The sequence below is a fragment of the Salinicola acroporae genome, assembly GCF_003206615.1.
In the GTDB taxonomy this organism is placed as follows: Bacteria; Pseudomonadota; Gammaproteobacteria; order Pseudomonadales; family Halomonadaceae; genus Salinicola; species Salinicola acroporae.
In genome coordinates this window covers 170,550-184,148 of sequence record NZ_PZJW01000007.1, presented here as the reverse complement: position 1 = coordinate 184,148, position 13,599 = coordinate 170,550, and the positions used below count along the sequence as shown (strand labels likewise).

Sequence of the window (13,599 nt, the reverse complement as noted above, 5' to 3'; positions counted from 1 at the left end):
CTGATGACAGGCGTCACGGATCGACGCCAAAACGACAATACGAAGAGGGCGCTTCATGAGTGATTTTTATCAGAACGGTATCATTACCAATTTCCACAACCTGACGCGGCGCTCGGTGGAAGCCCTGGAGAACGATCTCAAGCAGTTCTCGCGCACCCGGCCGATGGGGCTGATTCTGCCATCGCTCTACTCCGAGCTGGAGGGGCCGGCGCTCTCGCACATCGTCGATGAACTGTGCAAGGTGCCTTATCTCAGCGAAATCGTCATCGGCCTCGATCGCGCCGATCGCGAGCAGTTTCTCAAGGCGCGGGAGTTCTTTTCGCGCCTGCCTCAGCACCACCGCATCCTGTGGAACGACGGCCCGCGACTCCAGGCCCTCCAGCAGGAACTGGCGCAGGAGAACCTGGCGCCCCTGGAGCCGGGCAAGGGCTGCAACGTCTGGTACTGTTCCGGTTACGTCCGCGCATCCGGCAAGGCCGAGGCGATCGCACTCCACGACTGCGATATCGTCACCTACGACCGCGGCCTGCTGGCGCGGTTGATCTACCCGGTGGCCAATCCGCGCTTCCACTACGAGTTCTGCAAGGGCTACTACTCCCGAATCGCCTCCGGCAAGCTCAACGGCCGGGTGGCGCGGTTGATGGTCACGCCGCTGATTCGGGCCTTCAAGATGATTTACGGGCCGCTGCCTTACCTCGATTATCTCGACAGCTACCGCTATCCGCTATCCGGCGAATTCTCCATGCGCGCCGACGTGCTCGACGGCATTCGCATTCCCAGCGACTGGGGCCTGGAGATCGGCGTGCTCTCCGAAGTTCACCGGAACTTCTCGACCAAGCGCTTGTGTCAGGTGGATATCGCCGACGCCTACGACCACAAGCATCAGCCGGTCTCCGAGGAGGATCCCAGCGGCGGGCTCAACCGGATGAGCATGGACATCGCCAAGGCGATGTATCGCAAGCTGGCGACGCTCGGGGTGGAGATGAGCGTCGAGAGCTTCCGTACGGTCAAGGCCACCTACTATCGCGTGGCGCTGGATCTGATCGAGGCCTACGACCACGATGCCGCCATGAACGGGCTCAAGCTGGACCGCCATAGCGAAGAGGCCGCCGTGGAGCTGTTCGCCGACAATATCATGCAGGCCGGCGCCGCCTTCTTCGAATCCCCACGGGACAAGCCTTTCATTCCCAGTTGGAACCGGGTCCAGGCGGCGATTCCCGACCTTCAGGATCGCCTGTTCGAAGCGGTGGAGCTGGATAATGCAGGCGATGTTTGAGCCTCGAGAAGACGGCTGGTCAACGCCAGCCGGCTCCTTGTCGGTAACGATCCTCTACATAACCCCATTTCCTCGTAAGCGGCCATCGGCGCCGTTCAGAAACTCAGAGTGACTCCGGCGTTGTAGGCGCGACCATCCAGCACGCGCCCATAGCTGTCGTAGTCGACACGTCTGTCGAACACGTTGTAGACCCCGCCGTAGAGCGTCAGATTGGGAATCACACGGTAGTTGAGACCTGCGTCGACCAGGGTGTAGCTGGGGTAGGCGTCGGACAGGCCCCCGCGCCCGGCGATCTGTTCTGCCTCGCCCTTGAAGCGTGCTCGTGACCACACATTGGTCGCCGGCGTCGCGGCCCAGTCGATTCCCAGGCTGGCGCGATGCTTGGGTTGGTCATTGAGCGGTAGCCCGGCATTGTCACCGCTTTTCTGCTCGCTGTCGGTGTAGGTGTAGCTGGCGTTGAGATCCAGCGCCGTCGTCAACGCCCAGTCGAGCCCCAGCTCGACCCCGTCGATCGTCGCTTCCTCCACGTTCATGTACTGATAGAGCGCGGTGTAGTCGTCACCCAGGTAGACACAGCTGGCGTCACCTTCTCGGATGTCGCAGACGACCGGTTTCTCGATCTTGTCGTCGAACTCGGTGTGGAACACCGTCACGCTGGTGAGCAGGTCGGGACTCGATTGCCAGTATGCGGCCAACTCATAGGTGATGCTCTTTTCCGGTTTTAGATCGGAATTGCCGACGTCGCGGCAGTCGGGGCAGCCGGGGCCACCTCCGCCCTCCAGCCAGTTGGAGTCGCCTTCCTTGAGATCCGGGGTGCGATAGCCGGCGCTGACGCCGCCTTTGAAGGTCAGCGTGGACGTCGCGTCGAATACGCCGTAAAGCCGTGGTACGAATTTGCTGCCGTAATTTTCGTCCTCGACGTAGCGCGCGCCGGTCGTCAACGAGAAGCGGTCGGTGAGAAACCACTCGTCCTCGGCGAAGAGGGCACCATCCCAGCGCTCCAGATTCGTGACGCCCAGGGCGCGGTCCGGGTGGTCGATCTCCTGTTTGCGGTACTCGCCTCCCACGGTCAGCAGATGATCGCCCAGTGGAATGACGGTCGATGACTTGAACGTGCTGCGCTCATAGGTCGAGGTGTAGGAGCCGTCGTCCTGGTCGAGATCGACATGCTTGACGAAGCTCCGGGTGCGAATGCGATTGCCCCAGTCGATCTCGTGGGTCAGTGTCTGATGGCGGCGGCGAGTCTCGAACTCGCTATCGCCACGGCTGCCGCTGCGGCCGGCGGTGGCCTCGGTCCGCTGGTCGGCGTATCCCGCCTCGAGACTCAGCGTGTTGTCGTCGTTCGGTGTCCAGGTGAGCTTGCCGCTGTAGGTGTCGCGATCGTACTCGGGATAGCCGTAGGTAATGTCGTCCTCGGCGCGGGAGAGGGTGGACGCGGTGAACGTTGCGGCCAGTGTATTCTCGATCACCGGGCCTGCCAGATAGACGTTGCTCTGCTGGCGATTGCCGGAGTCGCTGTGTTGCTGAATCAGCGTGTCGGTGTTGATGGAGCCCGTCCACGATTCCGGGATCGGTCGCGTGATGATATTGATCACACCGCCCAGCGCGTTCGAACCGTAAAGCGTCGACATCGGCCCTCGAATTACCTCGATACGCTCGATGGCCGACATCGGTGGTAGCCAGCTGTATTCGGCGCCGCTGCCAAAGCCGTTGTAGTAAGCCTGGGAGGAGTCCTGCGGCACGCCATCGACCAGAATCAACGTGTATTGCGAATCGAAGCCCCGGATCGAGACTTCGCCAGTGCCGCCTTTGCTCGTCGGGCCGTCGTTGATGTAAACGTCGGGCACGTCCTGTAGCGCATGGGTAATATCGCGATAGGACTTTCCTTCCAGCTCTTGGCGGGAAATGACCGAGATGCTGGCGGGGGCATGGACGGGGTCGACGGCGTAGCCAGAGGCCGATGCCGAGGTGACGGTCATCGTGTCCAGCGCGCCACTCTCCTGCGCTAGCGCGCATCCAAGCGTCAGCCCGGCCAGTGTCAGGTATGGACGACAGGCGGCATTGATCGGCGCCGTCGTCCTGGTTTGCTGCATGAATGACATGTGATGTTCCCTGTTCCTAGTATGAAGGGCTCATCGCAGTCCGGTCTCTTCGTTGCGGATTGGTAGTCGTCCCAAGCGCGACGATAAACGCTTTGGCCTGGGCGCTAGCTCATGATTATGGGAACCGGTGTCAGGGCCGGTGTCGGAAGTCCTGCTCGTCGTCCGGTGCCATTGGCGTATCGAGCGCCCTGATGAATGCCGCCGCCTGTGTCAGTGACTGAATGATTCGTCGCTGCGCGGCTGGCGGTAAATCGAGACACTCGTGCAACGCTGCCTTGAGATCCATGCGGGCCTCGAGCATGGATTGTGCGAGCGTCGAGCTCTCTTCATCCGGCATGTTCAACTCGTAGGCCCGTCGCATGGCGCTCAGCTTGCGGCCAGCTCGTCGTAGCCGTTGATCGACGCGTTCGGCCTCGCCCTCGTGGCTGCCGAGCCAGGCGCGTCCGGCGTCAGTCAGAGCGTAGACCTTGCGCCGTCCCGCTCGAGTTTGAGCGATTCGGTCGTGTTCGGTCAGCGCGTAAAGCGCGGGGTAGAGACTCCCTGGACTGGGCCGGTAAAACCCCTGCGACAACTTCTCGACGCGGTCGCTCAACGCACTACCGTGAGCCGGCGCCGTGTCGAGCAGTCTCAGCAGCAGCAGGGAAAGCTCTTGGGCATTCAGCTTGCGTGCACTTGGCATGCCCAACGGCAAACCGCTCGAGCCCGTGGCTGTCGAACTCATGCTTTGCCGTGCCACTGGCTGACACTGAACATCCCTTTGCCGATCGACATCAGTCTGGTGGTGTAGCGGTCCGGTTGGGTGGTGACGAAATGGCGGAAGTCCCCCGGGTCGCCGGTCAGGTGATCGAGATTGTCGGCGATGATCAATGCATCGGCGGCGAGACGGCTTTCCAGGCTTTCCAGCACCGGCTGATAGAGCGACTTATCGCCATCCAGAAAAACGAAGTCGATTGGCCCCACGATGTCGGAGAGCGTTTCGGTGGCGTCACCCAGGCGAATCTCCACTCGAGCGTCGAGTCCGGCTTCCCGAAGGTTGGCCATGGCGCGCTCGCGCTTGTTGGCGTAGAACTCGCTGCCGATGACGTGTCCGCCGTTGTCGCTCGCTGCGGCGGCGAGGTAGATCGTCGAAACGCCGAAGGATGAGCCGAACTCGACGATGCGGCAGGCTCCGCTGGCGCGAGCCAGAAAGTAGAGCAGGGCGCCCTGGTCAGGTCCGATGGACAGATAGCTGTGCTGGTAGTAGGCCGCGTCGCGGAACGAGGGCCCCGGGCGCGGACCGGTTTCGCCGACGGCTCGGCGTTCGGCCTGGCGTGTGCTGCGCTGATGACGGGCGGCGTCGTGCTCGCGCTGGAGAACGCGTCTGATGCTGACTTGGTCAATGGTGCTGATCATGAGGGAAAGGTTGCCTCGCCTGCCTCTGGAGAATTGATGGCCGCTGCATCGCGGGTAACCACAATCGGGCAGCCGCGTTGAGGGTGGGCGAGCACGCTAACCGGTTGACGGTAGACGACACCGAGGCGTTCGGCGTCGAGTACCTCCCACGGAGAGCCCTGTAGGATCACGCGTCCGTCGGCCAGCAACACGAGATAGTCGGCGTGAGCGGCGGCCAGATTGAGATCGTGGAGAACGACCACGACGCAGCAACCTCGTCGAGCCAGGTTGGCGGCGCTCTGCAGCAATCGCTCCTGATGACGCAGATCGAGTGCCGCTGTGGGTTCGTCCAACAGGAGAATCGAGGTTTGCTGAGTGAGAATGCGAGCAAAGGTGGTACGCGCCTGTTCGCCGCCGGATAGCGTCATGGCATCGCGGCTGGCTAGGTGGGCGATCTCGGCGACCCGCATTGCCTGGGCGATGACGGGGCCGTCCAATCCAGGATCCGAGACGTGCAGTTGGCGCCCCATGCCGACGACCTCTTCCACCAGATAGGCGAACCGCAACACGCTGTCCTGCGGCATCACCGCACGATGGCTGGCAAGCTCGCGCACGCTGAGCGATTCGATGGGCTGTCCCGCTAGCGAGAGCGTTCCCGACTTTGCGGGTTGGTCACCCGCCATCAGCGCCAGCAGTGTCGACTTGCCCGCCCCATTGGGACCGATCAGGGCCGTCACGCTACCGTACTCGCAGCGCAGATCGATATCGTCGAGCAGTTTGCGACCCCCGAGCGCGAACGAGACGCCGGATAGCTCGAGTGCCGGCGCGCTGGCAACCGAGGTGGTCGCGACGGCTCGGCCCGATGTGCACGTCCCTCGAGGGAAGGCGGTGAGAGGGAGTGGCGATCCCGTGTTCATGGCGTGGTTCCTCGGCTTCGACCCCGGGCAATCATCCAGAGAAAGAAGGGACCGCCGAGCGTCGCCGTCAGGATGCCGATGGGAATCTCGCTGGGCGGGTCGAGCGAGCGGGCGCCGATGTCGGCCAGCATCAGGATCAGCCCGCCGGCCAGTGCGCTCAGCGGCAGCAGTTGGCGATGGCCCGGCCCGATCAGCAGTCTTGTCAGGTGGGGGACGACCAGCCCGATGAAACCGATAGTCCCGGTGAAGGCGACGGCCCCTGCGGTCAGCAGAGCGGCAAGGACGATCAGCGTTCGACGCAGCCGAACGACATCGACTCCTGCGTGTCGCGCCTGCCGTTCGCCCAGGGCCAGCAGGTCAAGCGGTCTCGCCTGGCGCCGCAGTTGCCACGCGGCGAAGACTACGATCGGGGCGACAATACCGACATTACGCCAGTCGATGCTGCCGAGCGAACCCATCGACCAGAAGAGCAGGCTCTCCAACTGCTCGGTGCTGGCGAGATAGGTCAGATAGCCGGTCACGGCCCCGGCGATCGCATTGATGGCAATGCCGATCAGCAGCAGGTTGGCGTTGCCGCGTTGATTGACCAGCCCAGAGAGCCGGTATATCAGCGCGGCGGTCATGGTTCCGGCGACGAATGCGCCGAAAGGTAGCGTCCAGAGGCCCAGGAAGTCGAGTTGCAGCACGATCACCGCTACCGCACCGAGCGAGGCGCCGCTGCTGACACCGACGATACCGGGATCGGCCAGCGGGTTGCCGAACAGCCCCTGGAGTGCCGCGCCGGCCATCGCCAGTGCGGCACCGACGAGCAGTGCCATCAGTGCCCGCGGCAAGCGGAGTTCCCAGAACACCACGTGCGCCAGGCGCTCCCCCTCGGCGATATCGAAAGGGGACACCAGCACGCCCAGCAGCTGCGCCAGCGTCAGTGGCACCTGGCCTGTCATTGCCGCGATCGACAGGGTCAACAGCAGGGCGGCGCAGAGGCCGAGCGCGATGGGAACCGCGGCAGGCCGAACCTGCCGCTTCGCCGGTGGCGGCGATGAAGAGGGTTGCGCTTGCGGCGCCGACCCTTGAGTCGACGGCGCTTGAGCGGACGACAAGCGCGAGGGGGTCGTCATTGAAGAGGGCGACTTCATGGCGCCGCTCCCGTCTCGGGATCTGCCAGCGCGCTGGCGAGCGCGAGCGTCGCTTCGCCGCTTTTCACGGCATCGAATTTCACCGCGGCGTGGGGCAGGACGATCAGACGTTTGTTGCGGCCGGCCGGTGTGTTGGCAAGCCCTGGTACGTGCGTCCAGATACCTTCCGGGCCTCCCAGTGCCGGGAGTTCCAACCTCGAGACCAGCACGGCCTGCGGTGCCATGGTGATAACGCCTTCCGCCGTCAGCGTTTGGTAACGTTCGAGCCCGGCTTCGGCACCGACGTTGACACCGCCGGCGCGCTCGATCAGGCCATGTACAGCGGTGGAACGCCCCGCAGCAGTGATAGCGCCGGACGTTCCCGCCCCGCTACTGGAAAGGTGCAGCACCTGGAGGCGTGAGGATTGTGTCGCAACCACTTGCGCCGCCTTGGCATACCTGGCCTCCGTGTGGGCAATCAGCCTTTCGCCGGCCGCTTCATGATCGGTGAGCTCGGCGAGTTGGCGGACGCGATCTATGGCGGGCAGTTCTCGAGAGACCATGACACTGTCTATCCCCAGGCGCTTCGCCTGCTCAAGAACAGGCAGGTCGCGTCCGGGATTACCACCAACGATCAGGGTGGTGTTTGCCGCCAGTAGCCCCTCCATGCTCGGCAAGCGCTGATACCTCACAACCTCGGCGAGTGCATTGTCGATGGCGGGATCTTGCGGTATCAGCACGAGGTCCTCCGCGGCGCCCAATGCGGTAAGAATTTCCACGTGTCCGGGATCCATGACGGCAAGACGTGCGCGAGGCTCGCCAGACACGCTACATGAGACCCCCTGTGCAGCGAGGCCCAGGCATGTGGCGAGGGCGAGAAGAAGCACGCGCGAGCTGCGTGGTGCCTGCTTGAGATGGGAAAGTGTCATTGTTGTCGCCGGCCGCAGTAGCGTAAAGATGGCTGAGAAAAGCGCGAGTGAAATATCGTACGATAAATTAAATGATAATCAAAATCATTAGTGATCAGGTTTGGGGAGTCAGTGCTGAAGGCCAATCGAGGAGAGGAGGGATGTCGCGATGCATCAGGCGCCCCCGGCTCGGCTTTCGCTCGAGCCGGATGAGAATGGATGACTCGTTGGAAGCACGACTTCGCGGCGTCGGACGAGACTGCACAGATGCGTCATTGGTGCGGCCAGCCATGGCAAGCGATGGCCAGCACGATCATCGCCGACGAGCTGACGACGTGCACCAATGTGCCCATCGGTGACCAGGCCCAGCGTTCACTCTGAATAGCGCCGACCCGCTCGGCTGAGAAGATGGAGAGCGTGGTGAGCGCACTCAATGGGCCGATCACGATGAACCATTTCACGCCACGCTGAGCGACGGGGGCTGTAAAGAAGCCCAAGGTGATGCCGATCAGCCACACCCGGCCAGATTGGCGCTCGGCGTGCCAGCGGAATACGCAGAAGTAGCCGTTGTCCTGAGCGTCAAGCCACCCGCGCTGATGGGGCCGATGGCAATAACGGCGCGCTGATGGCGAGCATCGAAATCCGCATGATCGGTCGAGTCCTGTTCGTTTCCCTTGAGCGTGGGACGAGCGAGGCGAAGTTCGAGTGCCGGGGCCGGGGTTTACGGCTGGACCAGCCACAGGCTGCGATAGGGTCGCAGAATGTCGCGTTCGTCGGGGTGCGGGCTCCAGCGCTTGCCATCCTTGAGCACGTCGTACCACTCGCCATCGTTCAGTTCGTCGATCTCCAGCGGCTGGCGCGTGTCGCTGATGTTGTAGATGGCCAGCAGGCGGCGCCCGTTGGCGAGCGGTCCGCGTTCGATGGCGAAGATGCCGGGCGGCGTGTCGAGCACTCGCTGAGCGGCTTCGGGATGAAAGCAGGGCTCGTTGGCGCGAATGTTGAGTCGTCGCTTCAGCGAGGTGAACGCCTCGCGGGTCGGCGTGCTGCGGCTGTCGATGAGTTCGTCGAGCTCCTCCTTGGGCCAGCGTCGACGGTTGATCGAGCGCAGTTTGCCACTGCGCTCGACGCCGCCGTGGTCATTGAGGGTCGCGGTCAGGCTATGGAAATAGACGCCGGGTATCCCCTGTAGCGCCAGCATCAGGTTCTGGCTGCAGAGGAAACGCTCGACCTGCCACGCGTCGGCGCCACGACGCGTCCCCTTCATCGCGTCGTAGTACGTGATGTTGATCTCGTAGGGCGAGTCGCTGCCGTCGGCGTTGGTCTTCATGCTGACGTAGCCGCCGAAGCGGTGCATCAGTTCGAGCATGATCTCCAGTTCGTGAGGTGGCAGCAGACCCTCGAGGGCCCTGACGCCGATACCGTCGTGGCTGGCGGTGAAGTTGAAGTAGGTACAGCCCGGTGGCAGCGTCGGCAGGCTGCGCGCCCAGCCGGCCAGCGTGGTGGCGTCGCCGCTGGTCAGCGTGTGCACCAGCAGAGGCGGCAGCGTGAACTGGTAGATCATGTGCGCTTCGTCGGGCATCGACGGCGACTCGTCGTCGTGGCCCTCGACCTTAGGCTCTGGCGCCAGGCGTTCCAGACCGAAGTAGCTCATGTTTTCCTGGTGTGGCACGTTGGTCTCGGTGATCAGCAGCGTTCCCGGTGCCATGAAGTCGAGAATCGCCCGCAGCAGGCGGACGATGGCGTGGGTCTGAGGCAGGTGCACGCAGGGGGTGCCGACCTCCTTCCACAGGTAGGTGATGGCGTCGAGGCGAATGATGCGCGCGCCCTGCTGGACGTAATAGAGCAGGATGCCGATGAACTCGAGCAGTACGTCCGGATTGGCGAAATTGAGGTCGATCTGGTCTTCGGAGAAGGTCGCCCACAGGTGGCGTGTCCCGCGACGCGTCGATACCGGTACCAGAAGCGGCGAATTGCGCGGCCGCGTGACCATGGAGAGGTCCGTTTCCGGGTCCATCTCGATGAAGTAGTCGCGCCCCGGCTGCGTGCCCGAGAGGTAGTCGATGAACCATAGCGAATCGCGCGAGACATGATTGATGACGAGATCGACCATCAAGTCCACTCGCGAGGCGAGCCGGCGGATATCCTGCCAGTCCCCGAGCTTGGGATTGACCTCGCGATAATGGATCACCGAAAAGCCGTCGTCGCTGCTCCAGGGAAAGAACGGCAGGATATGCAGGCCACTGAACGTGCCATTCAGGCGAGTGGCGAGAAAGTCGTCCATTACCTCGAGTGGCGGCCGTTCTCCATCGATGATGGTGTCGCCATACGTGATCAAGATCTGGTCGCGCTCACTCCAGGTGGGGCGTGGCAAGGTATCCAGTGCACTGCGTTGGTGCATCAGCAACGTCATCAGGCGTCGCATGATCTCGTCGCGGCGGGGTCCATATACCTCTTCCAGGCGCGCGCTGGCGCGGGCCATGAAGTCTTCCTCGGAAAGGGCGGGATAATTCGCGGCACGACTGGGCATGGGCGATTCCTTGGTGTCTGCGGTTGACGTACGCGGCCTGGGGTTCGAGGCTTCGTTGTTAAGGATTGTCACAACATCCTTGCAGAAGATGGGCCAACATCAAAATCGCCAAGGCTTTTCCGCGTGTTTCCGCTATGTTGCCCAAACCGGTACACTCTGTTTTCTCATACGGCACCGTTACCGCATTCATCAACAAGAGGGGCGATCACACTCATCGCCCACGCTGACAGGTAGACCCCGACGATGCATTGCCCTTTCTGTGGTACGCACGATACCAAGGTGACCGACTCCCGGCTGGTGGCCGAGGGAGATCAGGTGCGGCGTCGTCGTCAGTGCGCGGAGTGTGGAGAACGCTTCACGACCTACGAAACCGCCGAGCTGGTGATGCCCCGGGTGGTCAAGTCCGATGGCTCCCGCGAGAGCTTCGACGAGCAGAAGATGCGTGCGGGCATGGCGCGCGCGCTGGAGAAGCGTCCCGTCAGCGTGGAGTCGTTCGAGGCGGCGGTGGAACGGATTCGCCAGCGGTTGCGCGCCAGAGGCGACCGTGAAGTGGAGGCGCGAGACGTGGGTGAGGAAGTGATGGAGACACTGCAACGTCTCGATCACGTGGCTTACATTCGTTTCGCCTCCGTCTATCGCCGTTTCCAGGACCTCGACGAATTTCGTGCCGAGATCGACCGGTTGTCCCAAGAGCCGAGCCTTCCATCGGGTGACGAGGGCGACCGGGGCTGAGTCGGCGCCTGTCCCGTCGCTATCGTCTCCTCGCTTTCCCTCCCATCGAGCGAGCCCTCATGTCCTCATCTGCCCTCGAAACCATCTCTCAGGCATCCTGCATGGACCGGGCGATCCAGCTTGCCTGGCAGGGCCGCTACAGCTGTGATCCCAATCCTCGGGTCGGCTGCGTGCTGGTCAAGGACGGCCGGATCGTCGGGGAAGGCTTTCACGTCCGTGCCGGCGAGCCTCACGCCGAGATCAACGCGCTGCGGATGGCCGGCGAGGCAGCTCGAGGAGCGACCGCCTACGTCACCCTCGAGCCCTGTTCGCATACCGGCCGTACCGGACCTTGCAGCCTGGCCTTGATCGAGGCGGGCGTGCCCCGGGTCGTCGCGGCGATGGAAGATCCCAACCCGCAGGTATCGGGCCGGGGTTTCGCGATGCTGCGCGATGCGGGCGTCGAAGTCGCCGTGGGGCTGCGTGAAGAGGCCGCCAGCCGGCTCAATCCCGGCTTCATCCGCCGCATGCGTGAAGGGATGCCGAGAGTCACGTTGAAGATGGCGATGAGTCTGGACGGCCGAACGGCGATGGCGGACGGGGAGTCCCAGTGGATCACCGGTCCGGCCGCGCGGCGACAGGTTCAACGACTACGGGCCGAGTCCAGCGCGGTTCTGACCGGCGTCGAGTCGATCATCTTCGACGACTCCCGGTTAACGGTGCGTGCCGGGCAGCTCGGCCTGGACGATGCCGAATCCATCGCCCGCCGCCAGCCGTTGCGGGTGGTCCTGGATAGTCACCTGCGCATGCCGTTGGCCGCGGCGTGCCTGAGCGAGCCCGGGCGAACGCTGGTGGTCACGGTCCAGGCCGAGGTGAGCGAGCGGCGCCGCCGGCTCGAGGCCACTGGCGCCGAAGTGGTGGTGATGCCGGCCAATGCCGAGGGGCGCGTGGAGTTTAGCGCCCTGCTGCGTTACCTCGCCACCCAGGAAGCTTGCAACGAGGTGCTGGTCGAGACCGGTGCCACGCTGGCCGGTGCGCTGCTCGAGGCCGATTGCGTCGACCGGCTCGAACTGTTCATGGCGGCCACGCTGCTGGGCAGTGAGGCGCGTCCGCTGTTCGCGTTGCCGGGGCTGGCGACAATGAGCCAGCAGCGGCGGCTGAAGATCGACGATATCCGGGCGCTGGGTGACGACTGGCGCATCTCTGCACGCCCGCTCAAGGAGCGCTGAGCCTGGCGGAATGGCGGCGTCGTCAGGCGCACGCTGTGTCACCAGTACCCGACAGTAGCGTCCGCGTCCCGCGACAGGTAGGCTGTGCCGCATCGACCCTTGGTGGTTTCAGTAGACGGCGGTTTCATTGGACGAATCATCAATGACGACAGCGCAATCGAATCAGTTGGCCGGCATCGATGTGCTGCTGGAAGAGATCCGGCAGGGCAGGATGGTCATCCTGATGGATGACGAGGATCGCGAGAACGAGGGCGACATCATCATGGCGGCCGAGTGTGTCGAGGCCAGCCACATCAATTTCATGGCCCGCCATGCTCGCGGCCTGATCTGCCAGCCGATGTCGAGATCACGTTGCCAGCAGTTGAAGCTGCCGCTGATGGTCAGCGACAACGGCTCCGGCTACGGTACCAAGTTCACTGTCTCCATCGAGGCTGCCAGAGGGGTCTCCACCGGCATCTCTGCGGCGGACCGCGCCCTGACGGTCAGGGCCGCGGCGGCCCGTGGCGCCAAGCCGGAAGACATCGTGCAGCCGGGGCATATCTTCCCGCTGATGGCGGAGCCGGGGGGCGTGCTTCGGCGTGCCGGCCACACCGAGGCGGCCTGCGATCTGGCGGCCATGGCCGGTTTCGAAGCGACGGGCGTGATCTGCGAGATCATGAACGACGACGGTACCATGGCGCGGCGGCCCGAGCTGGAGCGGTTCGCGGCGGAACACGACATCAAGATCGGCACCATTGCCGATCTGATCCACTATCGCATGCTCAACGAGCGCACCGTCGATGCCATCGAGCAGATGCCGGTGCGAACGGCTTTCGGCGACATGACGATGCATGTCTTCCACGACAACGTTCAGGACAGGCATCACCTGGCACTGGTCAAGGGGCAGCCCTCCCGGCACACGCCGACCACGGTGCGGGTGCATGGCGGCGATACGCTCCGCGATCTACTGGCGCTATGCCGTGCGGACAGCCACTGGACCGCCCACACGGCACTGGCCGAGATCGGCCGGGCGGAGTCGGGCGTGTTCGTGCTGCTGGATGATGCGCGCCCGCTTGGCGACTTCAAGCAGCAGCTCGACGATGTCCTGGGGCGGGGAGCGTCGCCGCGCAACAGCGCCACCGACGGGGCGGGGAATTTTCTCTCCATCGGTACCGGGGCGCAGATTCTGCGTCAGCTCGGTGTCGGCAAGATGCGACTGTTGAGCTCGCCGTGGCGCTTCTCGGCGCTCTCCGGTTTCGATCTCGAGGTGGTCGAGCTGGTCAGCGGCGACGCCTGACCTGGATTCGAGTCACCGCTCGTGTGAGCGTGGTATGGCCGCGCGGCCATGATAAGATGGCCGGCTTCGCGCGCCGAGCGCTAGGTTCTGGCGCCGGCCAATCAGTCTGTTTTATCGCGTTCAGGTTCGAGTGAATGACGAACCTGACGCAGTGTATCCGGAACCCG

Annotated in this window: 12 protein-coding genes; 5 read left to right on the top strand and 7 right to left on the bottom strand. The window is 63.6% G+C overall.

Annotated elements, in window-relative coordinates:
* The first annotated feature begins 55 nt into the window (after window positions 1-55).
* Window positions 56-1,276, top strand: coding sequence for a glycosyltransferase family protein (locus DOM54_RS13600; protein WP_110716852.1), 1,221 nt, complete (start codon window positions 56-58; stop codon window positions 1,274-1,276).
* Window positions 1,277-1,371: 95 nt separating this feature from the next.
* Here the strand turns inward: DOM54_RS13600 and DOM54_RS13595 are convergent, their stop codons facing one another.
* From DOM54_RS13595 to DOM54_RS13570, 6 genes are all read right to left on the bottom strand, one after another.
* Window positions 1,372-3,378, bottom strand: coding sequence for a TonB-dependent receptor domain-containing protein (locus tag DOM54_RS13595; protein WP_240613901.1), 2,007 nt, complete (start codon window positions 3,376-3,378; stop codon window positions 1,372-1,374).
* A 130-nt stretch (window positions 3,379-3,508) separates the two neighbouring features.
* On the bottom strand, window positions 3,509-4,099 hold the full coding sequence (locus DOM54_RS13590; RefSeq protein WP_110716851.1) for a PadR family transcriptional regulator: 591 nt from the start codon (window positions 4,097-4,099) through the stop codon (window positions 3,509-3,511).
* Entirely contained in the window at window positions 4,096-4,770 is a 675-nt protein-coding gene (locus DOM54_RS13585) for an O-methyltransferase (protein WP_110716850.1), read from the bottom strand. Before DOM54_RS13585 ends, DOM54_RS13590 begins: the two co-directional genes overlap by 4 nt.
* Window positions 4,767-5,666 (bottom strand): heme ABC transporter ATP-binding protein, encoded by a 900-nt coding sequence (locus tag DOM54_RS13580; protein WP_110716849.1) that lies wholly within the window; start codon window positions 5,664-5,666, stop codon window positions 4,767-4,769. Before DOM54_RS13580 ends, DOM54_RS13585 begins: the two co-directional genes overlap by 4 nt.
* The gene (locus tag DOM54_RS13575; protein ID WP_206019106.1) at window positions 5,663-6,802 is read right to left on the bottom strand and encodes a FecCD family ABC transporter permease; all 1,140 of its coding nucleotides are present in this window, start codon (window positions 6,800-6,802) and stop codon (window positions 5,663-5,665) included. Before DOM54_RS13575 ends, DOM54_RS13580 begins: the two co-directional genes overlap by 4 nt.
* The gene (locus tag DOM54_RS13570) at window positions 6,799-7,575 is read right to left on the bottom strand and encodes an ABC transporter substrate-binding protein (RefSeq protein ID WP_276309683.1); all 777 of its coding nucleotides are present in this window, start codon (window positions 7,573-7,575) and stop codon (window positions 6,799-6,801) included. Before DOM54_RS13570 ends, DOM54_RS13575 begins: the two co-directional genes overlap by 4 nt.
* Window positions 7,576-7,908: 333 nt before the next feature.
* Here DOM54_RS13570 and DOM54_RS20285 point away from each other — a divergent pair, with 333 nt between their 5' ends.
* Window positions 7,909-8,070, top strand: a complete 162-nt coding sequence (locus tag DOM54_RS20285; RefSeq protein ID WP_206019105.1) for a hypothetical protein — start codon at window positions 7,909-7,911, stop codon at window positions 8,068-8,070.
* Between the two features lie 340 nt (window positions 8,071-8,410).
* Here the strand turns inward: DOM54_RS20285 and DOM54_RS13560 are convergent, their stop codons facing one another.
* A complete protein-coding gene (locus tag DOM54_RS13560; RefSeq protein WP_110716846.1) occupies window positions 8,411-10,216 on the bottom strand; it encodes a sugar phosphorylase in 1,806 nt (601 codons plus the stop codon).
* 243 nt (window positions 10,217-10,459) lie between these two features.
* On the opposite strand from DOM54_RS13560, the gene nrdR reads away from it, so the two are divergent.
* The 3 genes from nrdR to ribBA all read left to right on the top strand — a co-directional run bounded on the left by nrdR (window position 10,460) and on the right by ribBA (window position 13,432).
* A complete protein-coding gene (gene nrdR, locus DOM54_RS13555; RefSeq protein ID WP_110716845.1) occupies window positions 10,460-10,948 on the top strand; it encodes a transcriptional regulator NrdR in 489 nt (162 codons plus the stop codon).
* A gap of 59 nt (window positions 10,949-11,007) precedes the next feature.
* Complete coding sequence (gene ribD / locus DOM54_RS13550; protein ID WP_110716844.1) at window positions 11,008-12,156, top strand: bifunctional diaminohydroxyphosphoribosylaminopyrimidine deaminase/5-amino-6-(5-phosphoribosylamino)uracil reductase RibD; 1,149 nt, start codon at window positions 11,008-11,010, stop codon at window positions 12,154-12,156.
* A gap of 142 nt (window positions 12,157-12,298) precedes the next feature.
* Window positions 12,299-13,432, top strand: coding sequence for a bifunctional 3,4-dihydroxy-2-butanone-4-phosphate synthase/GTP cyclohydrolase II (gene ribBA, locus DOM54_RS13545; protein WP_110716843.1), 1,134 nt, complete (start codon window positions 12,299-12,301; stop codon window positions 13,430-13,432).
* Window positions 13,433-13,599 lie beyond the last annotated feature (167 nt).